The sequence below is a fragment of the Promicromonospora sp. AC04 genome (genome assembly GCF_003058225.1).
Classification (GTDB): Bacteria; Actinomycetota; Actinomycetes; order Actinomycetales; family Cellulomonadaceae; genus Promicromonospora.
The window spans coordinates 319,142-339,985 of record NZ_QBUG01000006.1 but is presented as its reverse complement, the minus strand read 5'-3'; the positions used below and the strand labels follow the sequence as shown (position 1 = coordinate 339,985).

Sequence of the window (20,844 nt, the reverse complement as noted above, 5' to 3'; positions counted from 1 at the left end):
TAGGGAACGTGGACTTCGACCTGTTTCGTGACGACCTGGGCATCCCGCACGTGCGGGCCGCCACCGAGACGGCTCTGGCCTACGGCCAGGGCTGGGTGACCGCCCAGGACCGCGGGCTGCAGATCGAGGCGGACCGGATGCGGGCCGAGGAGCGGTACGCCGAGCTCGCCGGCGAGGCGGGGGAGGCCTGGGACCGGTTCGTGGCCCGGGAGCGGCTGGCCGGCACGGCCCGGCGCATCCACGACGCCCTGGCCGAGCCGGAGCGGGCGTGGCTCGCCGCCTACGCGGACGGCGTCAGCGCGGGCCTGCTGGCCGGCGGCCGGGACGTGCCGGAGCTGGCCGGGGTGCCGTTCCGGCCCTGGCGGCCCTGGACGCCGATCGGTGTGTTCCTCGCGAGCCACATCCTGTTCAACAGCTTCCCGAGCGTCCTGTGGCGGTCGCACGTCGCGCGGCACCTGCACGTCCCGGGGGTGCCGCTCGACCGGGTGCTGCGCCTGTTCACGTCCGACGCGGGGTCGAGCTCCGGCTCGAACGCGTGGGCGGTGCACGGGCGGTTCACGGCGTCGGGCAGCCCGCTGGTCGCGGGGGACCCCCACCGCACCCTGGAGCTCCCGGGCCCGTACCAGCAGGTCCGGCTGGCGTGCACCGACCCGGCCGCCCCGTACGACGTGCTGGGTTTCGCCTTCCCGGGCGTGCCCGGCATCCCGCACTTCGGGCATGCGGTCGGCCCCGACGGCGGTTCCGTGGCCTGGGGCATCACCAACGCGGCGGCGCACCACGTGGAGGTCGTGTCGGACGACGGGGCCGGCTGGCGGCTGAACTGGCCGGCCCGCGAGCTGTCCGACGTCGGCGTCGGCGCCTGGCGCGCGCTGCTGCACGCCCGCACCGCGCGTGACGTCGCGGGAGCGTTCGGCCGGTGGGTCGACCCGGTGAACCGGGTGCTCACCGCCGACAGCGCCGGCGACGTCCTCAGCCTGACCGCGGGCAAGGTGCCCGCCGTGCTCGCCGGCACGCCGGACCGCGCGCTGCCGGCCGCGAAGCCCGCTGAGGGCTTCGTCGACCTCCCGGCGCCGACGCCGGTGACCCAGGTCGCCGTCGACGCGAACGAGCGGCCCAGGAACCAGCCGCCCGCCGAGGTGGACGGCCGGCCGGGTACGGGACCGCGCGACGTCCGCCCGGGCCGCGAGGCGCACGACCTGGGCTGGTCCTACGTGCCGTACCGCGCGGAGCGCATCCGGCAGCTCCTCGCAGCGGGGACGGTCCCGGAGTCGCCCGAGACCCAGGCCCGGATCCACGGCGACACCCGCGACCTGGGCGCGGCCGGCCTGGTCGCGCACCTGGCGGGCGACGCCTCCGAGGCCGCCGCCCGGCTGCGCGCCTGGGTCGCCGACGGCGCCCACGTGGAGGCCGCCTCGACCGACGCCGCCATGTACATGCGCTGGCGCCACGCGCTGGCGCACCGCCTCGCGGCCCACCCGGTGTTCGCCGCGCTGCACGAGCCGCACGGGCAGGACCCCGCGCTCGCCCCGACGCTCGCGTCGGTCTTCGACGTCCCGACGGCGGTCGGGGCCGGGCTCGCGCGGATCCTGGCCGCGGACTGGCTCGTCGTCGACGGACCGGACGGGCGGCGCTCGCGCATCGACGCCGCGGCGGAGGCGAGCGCGGCGCTGGCGGAGGTGGGGCGTGCCGCCGCCGGGCAGGGCAATGGGCAGGGCAATGGGCAGGGCAATGGGCAGGGCAATGGGCAGGGCGAGCGGACCTGGGGAGACCTGCACGTCCCGGCCCCGCTGCTGCCGCTCCCGCTCCCGGCGTTGATGCGGAACCCGAGCCCGGCGGACCTCGCGCCCGGCGTGACCCCCGCTCCGGTCTCGGGAAACAACGAGACCGTGCGCTGCACGGGCGGGTCGCCCGGGGTCGCGCCGACGGCCTACCGCGGGTCCGTGGCACGGTACGTCTGGGACCTGTCGGACCGCGCCAACAGCCGGTGGGGCGTCCCCTTCGGCGCCGACGGCCGGCCGGGCAGCCCCCACTTCGACGACCAGCACGCCACCTGGGCCGACGCCCGCACCACCGCCGTCGTCACCGACTGGGACCGCCTGCACGCCGTGGACACGAGCGGGCGCCTGCTCAACGGCGCCCGCGGCGAGGAGGTCTGGCGGGGGAGCTTCGGCGCGCACGGCGTCGTCACCGTGCACGTGCTGGACCCCGACGCCGACGCCGACCTCCTGCACGGGTGGTTCACCCAGCCGCGCGCCGCGTTCTGGGGGATGGGCGAGCACACCCGGGACGAGGTGCGGGACACCTACGCGTTCGTCGACTCCCTGGAGACCCACCACGCGTACCTGGTCCGGTGGGACGACGAGCCGGTCGTGCTCCTGCAGGCCTACCACCCCGAGCACGACCCGGTCGGCACCGCCTACGACGTCCGGCCCGGCGACCTGGGGATCCACTTCTTCCTCGGGAACCGCGGGCCCACCGCGCGGCACGGGGCGCCCGCCGACCCGTGGACCGTGCTCGGGCCCGCCATGGCCGCCTTCCTGTTCGCCGGGCCCGGCACCCGCCGCCTCGTCGGTGAGCCGGACGCGCACAACGAGAAGGCCCTGAGCCGCATGGTCGCCATGGGCTTCACCGCCGGCGAGCTCGTCTCGTACGAGTCGCCCCAGGGGCCCAAGGAGGCCCGTATGGCGTACCTGACCCGGAAGCGGGCGTTCGCCGGCACGGGCGTCGGATAGCGTCGGATCATGGCCTCCGCACCCACCGCATCATCGACCGCTTCGTCGCCCACCGGGCCGGCGCACCGCACCCTGCTCGTCCGCCCGCCGTCGCCCCGCCTGGCCGACGGCGAGCTGACGCACCTCGAGCGGGTCCCCGTCGACGCTGGCCTGGCCGCCCGGCAGTGGGGCGCGTACGTGGACGTGTTCCGCGGCCTCGGCTGGGACGTGCGCGAGCTGCCGGCGGCCGACGGCCACCCCGACGGGGTGTTCGTCGAGGACACGGTGGTCGTGTTCGACGGCCCCGCCGACCGCCGTACGGACAACGGGTCCGTCGGTCTCGCCGTCCTGACCCGGCCCGGCGCCCTGTCCCGGCGCGGCGAGGTGGAGTCGATGCGGCCCGCGGCCGAGGCGACCGGGCGCGAGATCGCGGGGATCGTCGACCCCGGCACCCTGGAGGGCGGTGACATCCTCAAGGTCGGACGCACCGTCTACGTGGGCCGCACGGCGCGCACCAACGCCGAGGGCGCGGCCCAGCTCCGGGCGCTGCTCGAACCGCGCGGCTGGCACGTCGTCGAGGTGCCCGTCACCAGGGCGCTGCACCTGAAGTCCGCCGTCACCGCCCTGCCCGACGGCACGGTGATCGGGTACGAGCCGCTCGTCGACGACGTGACCCGCTTCGAGGCATTCCTGCCGGTCCCCGAGGCGGAGGGCACCGCCGTCGTCGTGCTGGACGACGCCACCGTGCTGCTGTCCGACGCCGCGCCGGCCACCGCCGAGCTGCTCCGCGGCCGCGGGCTCACCGTGCTCACCACGCCCGTCACCGAGTTCGAGAAGCTCGAGGGCTGCGTGACCTGCCTGTCCGTGCGGGTGCGCTGACGCCGGGCCATGCTGGGCCGGGCCGGGTGTGGCCCAGGTCACGGTCAAAGAAGGGTGCTTACCCAAACTAACAACTTGCGCCCCGCGAGACAATGGAGGCGATGCCTCCCACAGACGAACGCTCGAATCGATCCGACCCTTCCTCTGAGCGCAGCACATTCGCCTCGATCCGCCGCCTCTACCCCTACGTCCGCAGCGCCCTGCCGCGCCTGATCGGCGGCCTGGTCGCCTCGCTCGGCGCCAGCCTCATGGCGCTCGCCATCCCACGGGTCCTGCAGTGGGTCACCGACGGCCCGCTCACCGCAGGCGCCCGCGAGCACGACTGGTCCGGCCTGATCTGGTCCGTCGTCCTCGTGGCGCTGCTCGGCGCGGGTGAGGCGGGCCTGATCCTGCTGCGCCGCACCCTCGTCATGTTCCCCGGCACGCGCGTCGAGGCCGTGATGCGCATGGCGCTGTTCCGCCACCTGCAGGACCTGCCGATCGCGTTCCACGACCGGTGGCCCGGCGGGCAGCTGCTCAGCCGCATCATGGGCGACCTCGGCCTGCTGCGCCGCTGGCTCGTGTTCGGCATCCTGCAGCTCGTGGTCAGCTTCGTGACCATCGTCGTGGGTGTCGGCATGCTCGTGGTCACGGGCGGTTGGCTCGGCATCATCTTCCTGTGCGGCGCGATCCCGGTGACCATCCTGGCCTTCCGGTTCTCCCGCAAGTACCGGAAGATCTCGCGGCTCTCGCAGGACCAGTCGGGCGACCTCGCCACCACGGTCGAGGAGTCGGTGCACGGCATCCGCGTGCTCAAGGCGTTCGGTCGCGGCCCGGACGCCCTGGACTCGTTCACCGACCAGGCGTCCGAGCTGCGCGAGACCGAGATCCGCAAGGCCACCACCGACGCCGGGCTGACCACCGCGCTGCGCGTCATCCCGGAGGTCACGAACGGCGTGGCGCTCGTGGTGGGCACCTACCTGGTGGCCCAGGGCGACATGACGCTCGGCGCCCTGGTCGCGTTCTTCACCACGACGGCGGTCATCAACGGCCCCGTCGTCGACCTCGGCATGACCCTGTCGATGACGCTGAACGCACGCACCGCCGTCGACCGGTTCTTCGAGGTCATCGAGACCGTCAACCCGCTGACCGACCCGGCGCGGCCGGCCGGCCTTCCCGCCGTCGGCCACGGGCGGGACGGTCAGCCGGGCGGGGCGTCCGGCGGGCACGTCGCCTTCCGCAACGTCACCTTCCGGTACGACGACGCCGCGCGCCCCGTGCTCGACCAGGTCGACCTGGAGCTGCCGCCCGGCACCACCACGGCCCTGGTCGGCCTGACGGGCTCCGGCAAGTCGACCCTCGCGATGCTCCCGCCGCGGCTCTTCGACGTCACCGCGGGCGTCGTCGAGGTGGACGGCGTCGACGTGCGCGACATGACGCGCGCCCAGGTGCGCGAGCGGGTGGCGGTCGCGTTCGAGGACCCGACTCTGTTCTCCGCGTCGGTGCGGGACAACGTGCTCCTCGGCGTCTCCGACACCGTGCCGGCGGCCGAGCGCGAGGCGCTCATGACGCAGGCCCTTGAGGTCGCCCAGGCGCACTTCGTGGCCGACCTGCCCGACGGCGTCGACACCCGCATCGGGGAGGAGGGCCTGTCGCTGTCCGGCGGGCAGCGACAGCGCCTCGCCCTGGCCCGGGCCATCGCGGCCCGGCCGCGCGTGCTCGTGCTCGACGACCCGCTGTCCGCGCTCGACGTCACCACCGAGGAGGCCGTCACGGCCCGCCTGCGGGAGGTGCTCGTGGCCACGACCAGCCTGATCATCGCCCACCGGCCCTCGACGGTCGCGCTCGCCGACAGGGTGGCGGTGCTCCAGGGCGGCCGGATCACCGCCGTCGGGACGCACCACGAACTGCTCGCGAGCGACCCGCACTACCGGTACATCATCTCGAGCCTCGAGGAGGACTACGAGGCGCACGACCATGACTGCGCCGACCAGGACGCCGATGCGCAGAGTCCCGATGCGCAGAGTCCCGATTCGCAGAGCTCCGATCCGAAGAGCCAGCAGAGCCAGGAGGCGCTGTCATGACGGCAACCACTGAGCCCACTTCCGGGCCCACCACCGAGCCGGCCGACCGCCGTCGGCCCACCGACGCCGCCGCGGACGACGAGACGCGCCTCGGCAAGGACGCGTCGCGCAGCGTGCGGCGCCGGTCCATGCAGCTGCTGGGGGACCTGCTGCGCCCCCACAAGCGGGCCCTGGCCTGGGCCGCCGTGCTCGTCGTCGCGTCCACGCTCGGCCAGGTGGCCGGGCCGTGGCTCGTCGCCGTCGCTATCGACCAGGCGGTGCCGGCCCTCCAGGACGGGTCGGTCACACCGCTCGTCCTCACGGGCGCGGGCTACCTCGTCGCGGCCGTGCTGGGCGGCGTCGCAGCAGGCGCCTACGTGCGGGCCGCCGCCCGCATCGCGCAGGCCGTGCTGCTGGACCTGCGCCGCCGCGTGTTCCGCCAGACCCAGCGGCTGTCGCTGGAGTTCCACGAGTCGTACACGTCGGGCCGCATCATCTCCCGGCAGACCTCCGACCTGGAGGCGCTGCGCGAGCTGCTCGACGGCGGCCTGACCGGCGTCGTCTCCTCGCTGCTGCTCATGGTCTTCACGTTCGTGGGCCTGCTGCTGCTCGACTGGCGGTCCGGCCTGGTGCTCGCCGTGGCGTTCATCCCCGCGTGGCTGCTCACCCGCTGGTTCCAGCGCATGTCGCAGCGGTTCTACCGGGAGCAGCGCACGGCGTCGGCCCGGCTCATCGTGAAGTTCGTCGAGACCATGACCGGCATGCGCGCCGTGCAGGCGTTCCGCCGCGAGCCCACCACCGAGGCCGACTACCGCAAGCTCGGCGAGGACTACCGCGACGCCAACCTGCAGATCTTCGGCGTCAACGGCCGGTTCCAGCCGGGCCTCATCCTGATCGGCAACATGACGGTAGTGGCGGCCCTGGCGGTCGGCGGCTGGCGCGTGCTGGACGGGACGCTCGCGGTGGGTGTGCTGGCTGCCGTGCTGCTGTACTGCAAGCGGTTCTTCCAGCCCGTGCAGCAGCTGGGCATGTTCTACAACTCGTTCCAGTCCGCGACGGCGGCGCTGGAGAAGGTGTCGGGCCTGCTCTCGGAGGAGCCCACCGTGACGGAGCCCGCCAGCCCGACGCCGCTGCCGCTGACGGAGGGCCGGGCCCTGGGCGACCTCAGGCTGGACCACGTGCGGTTCCAGTACGGCGACGGCCCGGTGGTGCTGCCCGACCTGGACCTCACGATCCCCGCAGGCCAGACCGTGGCCGTGGTGGGCACCACCGGCGCCGGGAAGTCGACGGTAGCCAAGCTCGTGACGCGGTTCTACGACGCGTCCGCGGGCGCGGTGCGCCTGGACGGCATCGACGTGCGTGACCTGGCGTCGCCCGACCTGCGGCGTGCCGTCGTCATGGTCACGCAGGAGGCGTACCTGTTCAGCGGGTCCGTGCGCGAGAACATCGCGCTCGGCCGCCCGGGCGCCACCCAGGCGGAGATCGAGGCGGCGGCCCGAGCGGTGGGCGCGCACGAGTTCGTGCTCGACATGCCCGACGGCTACGACACCGACGTGAACAAGCGCGGCGGGCGCGTGTCGGCCGGGCAGCGGCAGCTGCTGTCGTTCGCCCGGGCGTTCCTCGCGGACCCGGCGGTGCTGGTGCTCGACGAGGCGACGTCGTCCCTCGACATGCCCGGCGAGCGGCTCGTGCAGCGCGGGCTGCAGACCCTGCTCGCCGACCGGACGGCGATCATCATCGCCCACCGACTGTCCACCGTCGCGATCGCCGACCGGGTGCTCGTCATGGAGCACGGGCGGATCGTCGAGGACGGCACGCCGGCCGAGCTGATCGCCGGCGACGGCCGGTACGCCCGGCTGCACGAGGCCTGGCAGGACTCGCTGGTCTGACGGTCTCAGCGGTCGCGCGTCGGTGATCGGCGCGGGACGTTGGGGCTGGTCCGACTGTCTGACCGGCCTGGTCGTCTCGACCGGCCTAGCCCTCTCGCCTGCGCGAGCGGTGCTGCGTGCCCTGCGCACGCAGGCCGCCCGCGATCGCCGCCAGCGCGCGGTCGAGCTCGGCGTCGGTCACGCCGCCGAAGCCCAGCACCAGGCCGGTCAGGCTCGCGCCGCGGCAGTACTCCGCCAGGAGCCGGACGTCGAAACCCGCGGCGCGCGCGGCCGTCCGTGCGGCAGCGGCCGCGGCCGGGTCCGTGAGCCAGGTCGAGTACATCCCGGCCAGCGGACCGGCCAGCTCTGCGTGCGACCCCAGCGCGGCTGCGACCCGGGGCGCACGATCGGCGTAGACGCGCCGGGCGGTGCGCACCACCTTGTCGACCCAGCCGTCGCGCAGCAGGGTCAGCAGGGCGCGCTGGCTGGGCCAGGGTGGTGTGTCGTGGGTGATCGTGCGGCGTCGGACAAGACCCTCGTGGATCTCCGGGGGCGCGACGAGCCAGCCGAGCCGCAGGCTCGGGCTGACCGACTTCGACGCGGTCCCGAGGTACGCCACGCGCGACCTGTCGAGGGCCGCGAGGGCGGGCACGGGGGCGACGTCGTACCGGAACTCGGAGTCGTAGTCGTCCTCGACCACGACGGCGCCCGCGGCACGGGCGGCGGCCAGCAGCGCGAGCCGGTCCGCCGCGGGCATGACCCTGCCCAGCGGGTGCTGGTGGGCGGGCGTGACGTAGGCGGCGGCGCAGCCGGTCAGGTCCATGACGGGCGCGAGCGCCGGATGGTCGACGACGCCGCGCCCCGACAGCCGGATCGTCTCCACCGCGGCGCGGTACCCGGGGTCCTCGACGAGGACGTCCCCGCGGCCGAGCACGCCCAGGAGCTGGCGCAGGCCGTCCGTGGTGCCGGCGGTCAGCAGGATCTCGTCCGGCCCCACGGTGAGGCCGCGGGTGCGGGCAAGCCGCTCGGCGAGCGCCTCGCGCAGCTCGGGGAGCCCGCTCGGGTCGGGGTAGCCCCGTGGCGGTCTGGTCGTGGAGACCTCACGCCACGCCCGACGCCAGCCCGCGAGGTGACGCGGATCGATCCAGGGCGTGCCCGCGTCCAGGTGGGTGTACTGCGGCGCTCGTGTCGCGGGCCGGGGCGGCGGGGGCTGCGTGGGGAGCGTCTCGCCCGACGCCACGAACGTGCCGGACCCGCGCCGCGTCTGCACCCAGGCCTCGGCCAGCAGCTGGTCGTAGGCCTGCTCGACGACGGCGCGCGCCACACCCAGGTCGGCCGCCAGCGCGCGGCTCGAGGGCAGCCGGTCGCCGGTGATGAGCGTGCCGTCGGTCACGAGCGCGCGGACGGCGGCCGCGAGCTGGGCGGGGAGCGGCTCGGCGCGGGCGCGGTCGAGGTGGACGGGGAGCATGGTTCTGTCTCCGGGGTGGGTTGTTCGGCTGGTCGGCTCGGTTGAGTCACTGGTTGGTAGGAGAGCGAGGTGGTCGGTCAAGTGGCCTGTTCAGGTGGCGGCGAACTGGCCCGTGTCTCTGAGCCACTCCTGGGTGAGGCTAGCGGTATGACGACGCAGCAGCTCTCACCGACCCCCCGCACAACCCCGACCCGCGGCCGGAACCGCCAGGTCGACGACCGGCGTCGGCTCATGGCGTTGCTGTCCGACGCACTTGTGGCGCACCTCGGCGTCCTGGCCGGCGCGCACCCGGTGGTCCTGCCCACCGCGTTCGGCGTCGATGCGTCCGGGCCGGACGACGGCGGCTCGCTCTACCTGCACGGATCGGTCGCCGCGGGGTGGCTCGCGCCGGCGCTCGAACAGGACGTGTGCGTGACGGTGACCGAGCTGGACGGTCTGGTCCTCGCACGGACGGGCTTTCACCACTCGATGAACTACCGGTCGGCGGTCGTGATCGGGCGACCGCGGCGAGTGACCGATCTGGAGGAACGGCGCCGAGCGCTCGACCTGATCGTGGACCACATGGTGCCGGGCCGCACTGTGATGCTGAGGCCCGCGACGCGCAAGGAGCTCGCGGCGACCGTCGTGATCGCGCTGCCGCTGGCCGAGGCCTCGATGAAGCAGCGCGACGGAGGCGCCACGCTCGAGCCGGGCGACCTCGACCTCACCGGGTGGGCCGGGATCGTGCCGGTGCGTCGGGTCGCGTCGGTGCCGGTCACCGAGGACTACGTGTCCGAGCCCGTGCCCGAAGCCGTGCTGCGACGTGTGGCGGAGCTCGGGAGGGGGTGACGCGCGGATCGGGCGCCAATGCGTGGGCGTGGACGGACACGTCGAGGGCGGCGGGCTGCCCCCTCAGAAGGGCGGATTGTCGGGGAAGGGTCGCGGTTGTTGTTCGCTGGTCGGTTGTTGGCTGCTCCGTTGTTCGGCGGTCGGCTGGTTGGCGGTGGGCTGGTTGGCGGTGGGCTGGTTGGCGGTGGGCCGGTTGCCGAGTGGTGGTTGTCCGAGGCGGGCTCGGGTGTCGTCGGTGAGGCTGGTGGTGTCGTTGCTGACGTGCCCGGTCGTGGGTCCGGTGGTGGTGGGTGGTCGGGTGTAGCGGTGACCGGTGGGTGCGGTCCAGGTCGTGATGCCGGTGTCGGGGTCGCGTTCGGGGTTCCAGCCGTGGTGGGTCTTGGCCAGGTGGTGTGCCCGGCACAGCGGTTGCAGGTTGGTGGCGCGGGTCTGCCCCGGGGTGTCGGGCGGGAGCGTGGTCGGGTCGAGGTCGTGGTCGTAGGGGTGGATGTGGTCCAGGTCGGCCCAGCGGGCGGGCCGGTCGCACTGGGGAAAGCAGCAGGTCTGATCGCGGTGGGTGACTGCTTGGCGCAGGACTTTGCCGGGTTGGTAGGTGGTGGTGGAGTAGTCGGTCAGGATTCCGGTGACCGGGTCGGTGACCAGTCGTTGCCAGGTCGCGTCGGTCGCGATGCGTGCGGTCAGGTCGGCCGGGATCGGGCCGTGGCCGTCCAGGTGGCCGGGGGTGTTGTCCAGTCCGAGGAGCATGGTGGCCGGGACGGTGATCCGGATGTGGGGTTTGACCGGGATGATGCGGATGGTCGTGCCGCCGCAGAGGCAACCACCACATGTGCAGCCGGTCGTGGCCATGGTGGTGCGCGGCAGGGCAGGCGTGTCCGGCTCACCGCCGCCGCTCGGGCCGGCGGCATCCTCGCTGGTGCTCGTGCCGGTGGCATCCGTGCCGGTGCTCGTGCCGGTGGCATCCTCGCCGCTGCTCGGACCGGTGGCATTCTCGCTGGTGCTGGTGCTGGTGCTGGTGCTGGTGCTGGTGTCGGTGTCGGTGCTCGTGCTGGTGCTGGTGCTCGTGCCAGCGCTCGTACCGGTGCCGGTGCCGGTGCCGGTGCTCGTGTCGGTGGTCGGTGTCGGTGTGCATTCGGGGTGTGGCGGGACGATGATGCGGCCGGTCGTGATCGCGACCAGGGCGTCGGCGCGGGCCTGGGCCAGGGTCCGGGTGGCGCCCGGGGTGCGGCGCAGGGTGTGCGCGGCCTGCTCGATCGCGTCCCAGACCGCTGCGGCATCGGTGGCGGGCAGGTTCGCGCTGAGCCAGGCCATGGAGTTGTCGGCCGGGTCGAGGAACACCGCGCGACGTGTCATCGCATGCTTCGTCGTCTCGATGGTGCCCTTGAGGCCAGTGGCGAACTCGTTCATCTTCTCGCGTAGCCACCGGCGGGTGTGGTCGGGCGCCTGGGGCAGGTAGAGAGTGATGGCCTGGTCGCGTTCCTCGGTCGTGAGGGGGTTGCCCGAGCGGAGCAGGATGTCGGCCTTCGCGGTGTCGATGACTGCGTCGTGCAGGGCGTCCATGACCTGGGGGTGCTCGGCCAGGCCTGCGCCGCGGGCCATGTGCTTGTTCGCCTCGCCCTGCGGGATACGCAGCCGGGCACTGATCTCCGCCGCTGCGGCGTTGTGCTCCTCGGTCCACGCCCGGCGGCGCGCGATCTCACCCACTGCACGCGACTGCATCGCGGTGGCCCAGGAGATGACTTCCTGCCACCGCGCCGCCACATCGACCAGCCCGGCATCGTCGGAGTCCGCGACCTCGACGCGGGCCAACGCATCCACCAAGCCCGCACCCACCGGCAACCCACCAAGCTTGCCCAGGTCGGTCGGCTCGTCCGCCCGGTCACCCGGGTCGGCTACACCTGCGGCGTCGGCCACAGCACCGGACCTGCCAGCGGCAGGGATCGCGAAGGTGGTCGAGATGTCAGCGGTGGGGACGGCGACGGTGGGGACGGCGACGGTGGGGACGGCGACGGTGGGGACGGCGACGTCGGTGGAGGCGGCAACGGTGCCGACAGCAGGATCAGCAGCCGGATCGGCAACGGACTCGTGACCAGTCCACGTGACGCTGGCCCCGCGCAGGACACCCTCCTGACCGGGCGGCAGCACACCCCAGTTCAAAGAAGGCGAGCTCAACGCCGGCGGCAGGAGCGCGGCCGACGCCCTGGCAGATCGCACTACAGATTCTCTGGCGGTGAGGGCATGCGCCAGGGAGGTTTCCACGGCTGTAACCCGGCCCGTGCTCGCGCCAATGTCTCCGTCCATGCCTGCCCCCATTCACCGGTCGAGCCGTTCAATATCCATCTAGGCATCGAATATATGTTCGATTCAGTGCGGCCGCATCCTCAGATCCGAAGATGTGGATAACTCCGCTGGCCCGGTATGCCATGGTCCTGGTCATCGCCGAACGCCGCCGGCCGCTCACGGACCCACGGCTCGCCCTGCGCCGTCGGCCCGAAGGACCCTGCGCCGCTGACCCTAGCCGGACCCACCGACACCCCGGCCGAGACTCCCCACCGACACACGAACCACCGCTGCTAGCATCCCGTTCGTGACTCCGATCTGCTCCGTCCTGCCGCCCCCGGTCGTCTGACCGGAGCGGCACAACGACCGGCCCGAGCGGGCCGGCGACCAGGCGTGCTCCGCGACGAATCCTGTCCTCGGAAGTCCCTCGGATCAGGCCGGAACCTGCTGGAACCGGCCAGGAGCACACATGTCATCCACTCGAATCGGCCTGCTCTTCGTATGCCTCGCCGGAGTCCTCTGGGGCACCGGCGGCCTCGCCCTTGAAATTCTCCGCGACCACTCGTCGATGTCCGTCCTCACGGTCAGCGCGTACCGCATGCTCATCGCCGCCGTCGCGCTGGTCGCGGCCTCGCTCGTCCTGCGGCGCGGGCCGCAGCTCGTGGCGCTGGTGCGGGCTCACCCGGCGCGCGCCGCCGTCGTCGGGCTGGGGACGGGCGCCTACCAGGCGCTCTACTTCGGGTCCGTGGCGACCGCGGGGGTCACCGTCGCCACGGTCGTCAGCCTGGGCCTGGCGCCGGTCCTCCTCGCGGGTGTGGACCTCGTCCGTGCCCGACGGCGGACGGCGGTCCGTCCCCGCAGCACCCTTCGCCTGGCACTTGTCGTGACCGCCGCGCTGTCCGGCCTCGTGCTGGTGAACGCGGCGTCGGGGACCGGCACCGTCGGTGCCCGGCCGGTGCTCGGGCTGTTGCTGGCAGTCGCCTCCGGATCCGTCTACGCGGCGACCACGACGCTAGGTGGCACCTTGCTCGCGTCGCCGGGCGTGGACCCGCTCGCCCTGACGACCGTGGCGACGACGGCGGGCGCCGTCGGCCTCGTTCCGGTGGCCCTGGCCGGCGGAGGACCGTTCGTCACGGGCGACCCCACGACGCTCGGCACGCTCGCCTACCTCGGGGTGTTCACGATGGCCCTCGCGTACGGGCTGTTCTACGCGGGGCTGCGGACCACACGCAGCGGTGCGGCGGTGGTTGCGACCCTCCTGGAGCCGGTGACGGCGGCGGTCGCCGCGGCAGTCGTGCTGGGGGAGCGGCTGGGGCCCGCGGGGATCGTCGGCTCGGTGCTGATCCTGGCAGCGGTGGCGGGACTGGACGAGTAGGGCTCCCGAACCGCTGTCAGGCGTACGACCAGCGCCCGTCCTGGCGCGGCTTCGGCTGTGCCGGGGCGGGCAGGTATTCGACGGCGGCCACCTGGCCGGTGTTGTACTGGTCCGCGATGTACTGGCTGAACTGGCCCGAGTCGACGGTGTGGGAGTTGTCCTCGTAGTCGTACCCGCGGGAGGCGCCCTGCGGGACGTGCCCGGCCGCGGCCGGAGCGGCGGCGTGCGCCCCCACGGGCGCGGCAGCAGGTGGCGCGTAGGCGGCGGCCGGCGCGTAGGCGGCTGGGGTCGGGTGCGCCACGGGTGCGGCGGCGTAGGAACCGGTGCCGTAGCTCTGCTGGCCGGCCGCGTAGTCCAGCTCGGAACCGGCCGCGTACGCCGTCTCGTACCCGGTCTCGGGGACCGGCTGGTACGACGGGTAGGCGCCGGTAGGCACCTGCTGCGCGGTCGGTTCCCACGGGTCTGCCTGCGGGTTGGGCGAGTCGAAGGACGAAGCGGCAGCGTTCTGGGCCGCCTGGTTCTCGGCAGCGAACTTCTGCGCGGCGAACAGGGCGGACGCGCCGGCGTCGGGCTGCACGCCGTTGAGCTCGCCGTGGATGCGCCCGGCGAGGTTCGCGGCGATGGCGAAGCGCAGCGGCGCGAGCGAGTCCACGGACATGGTGCCGGTCACCGCGGGCGGCGGGAGGAACGCGAAGACCTCGTCGTCGCCGAGTCGGAGGCCTTGTCCCAGCGCCGTGTTGAGCGTCTCCTCCAGGAGGTACTCGGCGCGTCCGTCGTCGCCCTGCAGGTCGGCGAACATGGCGTCCATGGAGTTCCAGCGGCGCTCCAGCGTGCCCTCGACCGTGTCGAGGAACCACCACCCGTCGAGAGACTCGAGGAACATGTCGCCGAAGCAGGAGGCGAAGCGCGGGGTCTTGTCACCGGTCCCGATCCACGACCAGGACGACAGCGCGAACTCGTAGGCGTCAGGTGCGAATTCTCGGATCAGGTGCACCTTGCGAATGTTGCCACGGTCACACTCCGAGCAAAAGAGGCGTACTGGACATGTAACGATTCGGCTCGGGTGAAATGCCCAAGTGTTTTCCTGCCGGAAACACTTGGCGTCCAGGTGCCGGACGTCGTTACGGTCGCGCCATGGAGAGCAGTGGGCAGGGCGGCGGGCAGAGCGACCAGCAGGGCGGCGGGCGGGTCACCGGGAGCGGGACCGGCCAGCACGAGAGCGACGGGCCGCACCGAGCGGGCCAGAGCGCGCTCGACGCGCGAGTCCAGGAGTACTACTCGGGCCGGAGCGGCTGGGACGAGCACGCCCGCCTCACGTCCCGCTCGGCGCAGGGCCCGCTGGAGCACATCAGGACCCAAGAGCTGATCCGGCAGCGGCTCGCGCCCGGCGCCCGGGTGCTCGACGTCGGCGGCGCCACCGGCGTGCACGCGGCGCCGCTGGCAGCGGACGGCTACGACGTCCTGCTGGTGGACCCGGTCGCCGGTCAGGTGGCGCGCGCGGCGGAGCACGGCACCTTCGAGGCGCGCGTCGGGGATGCCCGGGACCTGTCCGCGGTAGGGCTGGACCTGGGCGACGACGAGTTCGACGCCGTGCTGCTCCTGGGCCCGCTCTACCACCTCGCGACCCGCGACGACCGCCTGCGCGCCCTGCGGGAGGCCGCACGCGTGACGCGTCCGGGCGGCACGGTGGCCGCCGCGGGGATCACCCGGCTCGCGGCACTGGTCGGCGGTGGCTACGAGCTGTTCGAGCCGTCCACCTGGCAGCCGATCCTCCAGCTCGGTCTGCCCCCTACGGACATCAGGTTCCCGGCCGCGCACTTCCACGACGCCGCGGAGCTCGGCGCGGAGGCGGCGGAGGCCGGCCTGTCCGACGTCGTCGTGCACGGCATCGAGGGGCCGGCCGGCGCGGCGCTGGAGCGGATCGCGCTCGACGCCCCGGAAGCACCCGCGCTGATCGACGCCGCGCTCACGCTCGCCCGCGCGCTGTCCACGACACCGGGCGTGCCGGACATGAGCCAGCACGTCGTGGCGATCGGTACTGTCGCGCCATGAGCTCCGTACCCGGCCAGGCGTCCAGCCCCGTGCCCAGCCAGGCGCCCGGCCCCGCGGCCGACGCCGTACCCAGGACCGACCCGCCGCTCGCCGCGGACGAGGTGACGATGCTGCGGTCGTTCATCGACTTCTACCGCGCCACGATCCGGCGTCAGTGCGCGGGCCTGACGGTCGAGCAGCTGCGAACTCCGCACCCGCCGTCGACCATGACGCTCGCCGGGATGCTCAAGCATCTCGCGTACGTCGAGGACATCTGGTTCAACGTGCGGCTCGCCGGCAACGAGCCCGCCCCGCCGTGGGACACGGTGGACTGGGCGGCAGACCGGGACTGGGACTGGAACAGCGCCCTGGCGGACACGCCGGAGCAGCTCACCGCCCTGTTCGACGGCGCTGTCGCGGCCTCCGAGCGGATCCTCGACGAGTTCCTCGGGCGGGCCGTCGACCAGGCGCCGGGCGCCGGCGCCCTGGACCAGCCCCTGGCGCGGTCCGGCGGGCACGGCGGGAGCATCACGCTGCGCTGGCTCCTGGTGCACATGGTGGAGGAGTACAGCCGGCACGCGGGGCACGCCGACCTGCTGCGGGAGGCGTTGGACGGCGCGACCGACCTCTGAGCCCGAGGGCGATGACGCCAAGCCGACCGGCTCAGAGCAGGAACCACGCGTAGTCGGCGGCCTCGAGCACTATCCAGAACCGGAAGAACCGGCCGACCAGGCCGGTGCTCAGGAACAGCCACATCCGCACGCGCAGCACGCCCGCGACCACGGACATCACCATGAACGGCGGGATCCCGGCAAACGCGGAGGCGAGCAGCACCAGGCCGGTGTAGACCGGGCGGCCGTCGGTGCGGTCGCGCCAGCGCGTCATCGAGGCGGCGACCTTGGGCGACTCCAGCTTGCGGCGCAGCCACGGCAGACGGGTGGTCCCGGCGCCGGCCCAGTACCAGAGCAGCTTGCCGGTGATCTGGCCTGCGGCGGCGACCGCGGCCAGGACGACGCTCGGGTAGGCGTCGTTGGTGGCGGCGACCGCCAGGTACGCCTCGAGGGCCATGAATGCCGCGACGGCGGCGCCCGCGGAGTAGAAGAACGTGGACAGGAGAAGCATCAGGCCGGGTCTGTCAGGTCGCCCGGGTCGCCCAGGTCGCCCGGCTCGGGCTCTGTGGCCGTGGTCACACGGGGACGTTAGCGCCTGCGGCCACGAGCTGCCGAATCAGGGCCGCCGCTGGCGGGGCGGGCGGGCCGACAGTCAGGGCCATGACACGCCGGAGCGCGCCCGGCAGGGGAGCGGTGGCGATCCCCGGGTGGCGGTGGGCGAGGAGGGTGAGGCCGGGCAGGAGGCTCACGCCCGCCCCGGCGGCGACCAGGGCCTGCACGGCCACGTAGTCGTCGGTCTCGAACGCGATGCGGGGGGCGAAGCCGACCGCGGCGCAACGGGCGACCAGGTCGGCGCGACAGCGTTCGCAGCCGGCGATCCACTCGGCGTCGTGCAGTGCCTTCAGGTCAGGGACCGAGCCGGGCATCGGCGCGGCGTCGAGGTCCGCCGCGGTGACGAGGTTGACGGGCTCGTCGAGGATCGTGGTCGACTCGAAGCGGGACAGGTCGTCCATGGAGCGAGCGTGGCGCACGTCGATGTGCTCGAACACCAGCGCGACGTCGACCGCCCCGGACTGCAGGGCGGCGACGGCGTCCGGCGGCTCGTGCTCGACCAGGCCCACGGAGAGGCCTGGATGCTCCTGCACGAGGCGCGAGACGGCGTCGGGCACGAGGGTGGCCAGGGCGGAGGGAAAGGCGGCGAGGCGGGCCCGGCCCGCACGCAGGCCGGCCAGGGCGTCGAGCTCACGGCGGGCGCCCTCGACGCGGCCGAGGATCTCCTCGGCGCGGCTGGCGAGCAGGCGCCCGGCCTCGGTGAGGCGGACGCCGCGCCCGTGGCGCTGCAGCAGGGGGATCCCCGCGTCTGCCTCGAGGCGGGACAGGTGGTGGCTCACGGACGGCTGCGCGTAGTGCAGCTCCTTCGCTGCTGCCGTGACGGAGCCGGTACGGGCCACCGCCGCGAGGACGCGCAGCCGGGTCAGGTCGAGCTCTGCGGTCATGTCCCCAGGCTAGCGCAGAAGGATAGGCGCCATCGATGGAAAGTCAACGTAACAAGTATTGGACCTATGGGTCATGTGCGGGTCACGCTGGGTTCATGATGCTTGCGACCGCACCACCCACGCCGACGACGGAGGCAGGGCTCCCGACCATCGCCGACGTCCTCGTCGCGCAGTCGCGCCTGGACGGCATGGTGGTCCGGACACCGGTGGGGGAGTACCCCGACCTCGATCGCGCCGCCGGCGCCGCCGTCGTCGTCAAGCACGAGAACCTGCAGCGCACCGGCGCCTTCAAGGCCCGCGGCGCGAGCAACCTCCTGCTCTCGATGTCCGACGCCGAGCGCGCCCGCGGCGTCGTCGCCTACTCCACGGGAAACCACGCGCAGGGTGTCGCCTATTCCGCCCGCCTCACCGGGACCGCCTGCACCATCGTCATGCCCGACGACCCCAACCCCGTGAAGCTGCGGGCCGTGCTGGACCAGGGCGCCGACGTCCTGCTGCACGGCGCCACCTTCGACGACGCCCGCGCCCAGGCGACCGCGCTGGCCGAGGCGTCCGGCGCCCGCCTCGTGGGCGCCGCGAACGAGCCAGCCATCATCGCCGGAGTCGGCACCCTGTACCTCGAGCTGTTCCAGCAGGCACCCGGCCTCGACGTGCTCGTGGTGCCCGTCGGCGGCGGGTCCGGCGCCGCGGCGGCCGGCCTCGTCGCGGCCGCCGTCGCCCCTCGCACCGAGGTGATCGGCGTCCAGTCCGCTGCCTCGCCCGCGGCGCACGACTCCTGGCACACCGGGGTCCTCGTGGAGCGCGAGAACACCACCCGCGCGGAGGGCCTCGCCGTCGGCTGCGGGTTCGAGATCACCCAGGCGCTGATGCGCCAGGACCTCACCGACTTCGTGCTCGTCACCGACGAGCAGATCACCGCCGCCCAGCAGCTGTACCTCACCGGCGCGCGCACCGTCGCCGAGGGCGCGGGCGCTGCCGCGCTCGCGGCGGTCCTGGCCGACCCGGGGCGGTTCGCGGGGCGCCGCGTCGGCGTCGTCTGCACCGGTGGGAACGCCAGCGCGGACGAACTGCGCCGCGCCCTGGCCTGAGCGCCGGACCACGCGTCCGGGCACGTGCCCGGCAACGCGCCCGACCAGGCAACCGACCATGCGCCCGACTAGGCTCGGGCGCATGGCCCGCTACTTCGACGTCCACCCTGTCGACCCCCAGCCGCGCACGATCGCGCAGGTCGTCGCCATGTTGCGCGACGACGCCCTGGTCGCCTACCCGACCGACTCCTCCTACGCGCTGGGCTGCCGCATGGAGTACCACGACGGCGCGGACCGGATCCGCAGCATCCGGAGGCTCGACGACAAGCACCACTTCACGCTGGTGTGCTCGGACTTCGCGCAGCTCGGCCAGCTCGTGAAGCTCGACAACTCCGCGTTCCGGGCCATCAAGGCAGCCACCCCAGGGCCATACACGTTCATCCTCCCGGCCACCTCGGAAGTACCCCGCAGGCTCGCGCACCCCAAGAAGAAGACGGTGGGCGTGCGCATCCCCGACTCCGCCGTCACCCAGGCGCTGCTGCGCGAGCTCGGGGAACCCCTGCTGTCCTCCACGCTGATCCTCCCGGACCAGGCCGAGCCCATGACCGACGGCTGGACCATCAAGGAGGAGCTCGACCACGTGCTCGACGCCGTCGTCGACGGCGGGGACGCCGGGACCGAGCCGACCACTGTCGTCGACTGGTCCGACGGCTACCCGCAGGTGGTGCGCGCGGGCGCGGGCGACTCCTCCCGCTTCGAGTGACACCGGCCTACAGAGTGTCACCGGCGTCGAATAACCTGTGGCCATGACGGACGCTCCCACCGCCGAGGCCCCCGGGCTCGAGCAGGCCCGCACCAAGATGACCGAAGCAGGCGTGGCCCCCGCCGCGATCGAGACGTTCACGCGGTTCTACCACCTGCTGGAGTCGGGCGAGACCGGTCTGATCCGCGAGGACGACATCGACCCGCTCGTAGACATCCCGAGCCGCGCCGAGCTGACCATCAGCGACGACGACGCGTCCGCCGCCCTCGCGCGCACCGCGATGCTCAAGCTCAACGGCGGGCTCGGCACCTCCATGGGCATGGACCAGGCAAAGTCGCTCCTGCCCGTGCGCGAGGCGCCCGGCGGCGCCGGTGAGATCCTGACCTTCCTCGACATCATCGTCGGTCAGGTCCGCGCCGCCCGGCAGGCCACCGGAGCCCGCCTCCCGCTCCTGTTCATGAACTCGTTCCGCACCCGCGACGACACGCTCGCCGCCCTCGAGCGGTACCCCGACGTCGCCGTGGACGGCCTGCCCGTCGACTTCCTGCAGAACCGCGAGCCCAAGCTCCTCAGCAACGACCTCACGCCCGTCGTCTGGGAGCGCGATCCCGACCTCGAGTGGTGCCCGCCGGGACACGGCGACCTCTACCCGGCCCTGCACGCCTCCGGCGTCGTCGTCGCCCTCCTCGAAGCCGGCTTCCGGTACATGTGCGTGTCCAACTCCGACAACCTCGGCGCCACCCCCGACGCCACCATCGCCGGGTGGTTCGCCGCCTCCGGCGCCCCCTACGCCGCCGAGCTCTGCCGCAAGACGCCGGCCGACGTCAAGGGCGGCCAGCTCGTCATCCGCAAGGCCGACGGCCGCATCGTCCAGCGCGAGACCGCGCAGACCCACCCCGACGACGTCGCCGCGTCGCTGGACCCCACCCGCCACCCGTTCTTCCACACCAACAACCTCTGGTTCGACCTGGAGGCGCTCGCCGCCGAGCTGGAGCGGACCTCGGGTGTGCTCGAGCTGCCGCTGATCCGCAACGACAAGACCGTGGACCCGGCCGACTCGTCGTCGCCGAAGGTGGTCCAGATCGAGTCCGCGATGGGCGCCGCCGTCGCCGTCTTCGAGGGCGCGACGGCGATCGAGGTCGAGCGGTCGCGGTTCCTGCCGGTCAAGACGACGAACGACCTGCTCGTCCTGCGCTCGGACATCTACGCCCTGACGCCGGACTACCTGCTCGAGGCGCAGGCGCCCGCGCCCCTGGTCGACCTCGACAAGGACCACTACAAGCTGATCGACGGCTTCACCGAGCGGTTCGCCGCGGGCGCGCCGTCGCTGCGCGACGCGGACTCCCTGACGGTCCGCGGCGACTGGACCTTCGGCGCGGGTGTTCGGGCCGAAGGAAAGGCGGAGCTCGCGGGGGAGGGCGGCACGGTGCCCGACGGCGCGACGGTGGGACCGGAAGGCTTCTGAGC

16 protein-coding genes are annotated in these 20,844 nt (G+C 73.3%); 11 read left to right on the top strand and 5 right to left on the bottom strand.

Annotated elements, in window-relative coordinates:
* Nucleotides 1-8 precede the first annotated feature (8 nt).
* The 4 genes from C8K30_RS17890 (at nt 9) to C8K30_RS17875 (ending at nt 7,521) form a co-directional block, all read left to right on the top strand.
* The gene (locus tag C8K30_RS17890; protein ID WP_158281043.1) at nt 9-2,732 is read left to right on the top strand and encodes a GNAT family N-acetyltransferase; all 2,724 of its coding nucleotides are present in this window, start codon (nt 9-11) and stop codon (nt 2,730-2,732) included.
* A 9-nt stretch (nt 2,733-2,741) separates the two neighbouring features.
* Nucleotides 2,742-3,590, top strand: a complete 849-nt coding sequence (gene ddaH, locus C8K30_RS17885) for a dimethylargininase (RefSeq protein WP_108494236.1) — start codon at nt 2,742-2,744, stop codon at nt 3,588-3,590.
* A gap of 101 nt (nt 3,591-3,691) precedes the next feature.
* Nucleotides 3,692-5,653: an ABC transporter ATP-binding protein gene (locus C8K30_RS17880; protein ID WP_233257250.1), complete on the top strand. Its 1,962-nt coding sequence runs from the start codon at nt 3,692-3,694 to the stop codon at nt 5,651-5,653.
* The gene (locus C8K30_RS17875) at nt 5,650-7,521 is read left to right on the top strand and encodes an ABC transporter ATP-binding protein (RefSeq protein ID WP_108494235.1); all 1,872 of its coding nucleotides are present in this window, start codon (nt 5,650-5,652) and stop codon (nt 7,519-7,521) included. Before C8K30_RS17880 ends, C8K30_RS17875 begins: the two co-directional genes overlap by 4 nt.
* 85 nt (nt 7,522-7,606) lie before the next feature.
* Here the strand turns inward: C8K30_RS17875 and C8K30_RS17870 are convergent, their stop codons facing one another.
* Entirely contained in the window at nt 7,607-8,968 is a 1,362-nt protein-coding gene (locus C8K30_RS17870; RefSeq protein WP_108494234.1) for a PLP-dependent aminotransferase family protein, read from the bottom strand.
* Nucleotides 8,969-9,115: 147 nt separating this feature from the next.
* Between C8K30_RS17870 and C8K30_RS17865 the strand changes: the two genes are divergently transcribed.
* Nucleotides 9,116-9,796, top strand: a complete 681-nt coding sequence (locus C8K30_RS17865; RefSeq protein WP_108494233.1) for a pyridoxamine 5'-phosphate oxidase family protein — start codon at nt 9,116-9,118, stop codon at nt 9,794-9,796.
* Nucleotides 9,797-9,859: 63 nt separating this feature from the next.
* Here C8K30_RS17865 and C8K30_RS30390 read toward each other — a convergent pair whose 3' ends face one another.
* Nucleotides 9,860-12,007 carry an HNH endonuclease signature motif containing protein gene (locus tag C8K30_RS30390; RefSeq protein WP_158281042.1) on the bottom strand — a complete coding sequence of 716 codons (2,148 nt, stop codon included), beginning with the start codon at nt 12,005-12,007 and terminating at the stop codon, nt 9,860-9,862.
* A 535-nt stretch (nt 12,008-12,542) separates the two neighbouring features.
* Between C8K30_RS30390 and C8K30_RS17845 the strand changes: the two genes are divergently transcribed.
* A complete protein-coding gene (locus tag C8K30_RS17845; protein WP_108494230.1) occupies nt 12,543-13,448 on the top strand; it encodes a DMT family transporter in 906 nt (301 codons plus the stop codon).
* Nucleotides 13,449-13,464: 16 nt separating this feature from the next.
* Here the strand turns inward: C8K30_RS17845 and C8K30_RS31000 are convergent, their stop codons facing one another.
* Nucleotides 13,465-14,442, bottom strand: coding sequence for a hypothetical protein (locus tag C8K30_RS31000; protein WP_108494229.1), 978 nt, complete (start codon nt 14,440-14,442; stop codon nt 13,465-13,467).
* 140 nt (nt 14,443-14,582) lie between these two features.
* On the opposite strand from C8K30_RS31000, the gene C8K30_RS17835 reads away from it, so the two are divergent.
* Both C8K30_RS17835 and C8K30_RS17830 read left to right on the top strand, forming a co-directional pair.
* On the top strand, nt 14,583-15,500 hold the full coding sequence (locus C8K30_RS17835; RefSeq protein WP_108494228.1) for a bifunctional 2-polyprenyl-6-hydroxyphenol methylase/3-demethylubiquinol 3-O-methyltransferase UbiG: 918 nt from the start codon (nt 14,583-14,585) through the stop codon (nt 15,498-15,500).
* Complete coding sequence (locus C8K30_RS17830; protein ID WP_108494227.1) at nt 15,497-16,111, top strand: DinB family protein; 615 nt, start codon at nt 15,497-15,499, stop codon at nt 16,109-16,111. Before C8K30_RS17835 ends, C8K30_RS17830 begins: the two co-directional genes overlap by 4 nt.
* A gap of 31 nt (nt 16,112-16,142) precedes the next feature.
* On the opposite strand, the gene C8K30_RS17825 is transcribed toward C8K30_RS17830, so the two are convergent.
* Together C8K30_RS17825 and C8K30_RS17820 are read right to left on the bottom strand one after the other, a co-directional pair.
* Nucleotides 16,143-16,601: a hypothetical protein gene (locus tag C8K30_RS17825; RefSeq protein WP_108494226.1), complete on the bottom strand. Its 459-nt coding sequence runs from the start codon at nt 16,599-16,601 to the stop codon at nt 16,143-16,145.
* Nucleotides 16,602-16,665: 64 nt separating this feature from the next.
* Entirely contained in the window at nt 16,666-17,586 is a 921-nt protein-coding gene (locus C8K30_RS17820; protein ID WP_108494225.1) for a LysR family transcriptional regulator, read from the bottom strand.
* Nucleotides 17,587-17,681: 95 nt separating this feature from the next.
* Between C8K30_RS17820 and C8K30_RS17815 the strand changes: the two genes are divergently transcribed.
* The 3 genes from C8K30_RS17815 to C8K30_RS17805 all read left to right on the top strand — a co-directional run bounded on the left by C8K30_RS17815 (nt 17,682) and on the right by C8K30_RS17805 (nt 20,842).
* A complete protein-coding gene (locus tag C8K30_RS17815) occupies nt 17,682-18,674 on the top strand; it encodes a threonine/serine dehydratase (RefSeq protein ID WP_233257249.1) in 993 nt (330 codons plus the stop codon).
* A gap of 82 nt (nt 18,675-18,756) precedes the next feature.
* A complete protein-coding gene (locus C8K30_RS17810) occupies nt 18,757-19,377 on the top strand; it encodes an L-threonylcarbamoyladenylate synthase (protein ID WP_108494224.1) in 621 nt (206 codons plus the stop codon).
* Nucleotides 19,378-19,420: 43 nt separating this feature from the next.
* The gene (locus C8K30_RS17805; RefSeq protein ID WP_108494353.1) at nt 19,421-20,842 is read left to right on the top strand and encodes a UTP--glucose-1-phosphate uridylyltransferase; all 1,422 of its coding nucleotides are present in this window, start codon (nt 19,421-19,423) and stop codon (nt 20,840-20,842) included.
* Nucleotides 20,843-20,844 lie beyond the last annotated feature (2 nt).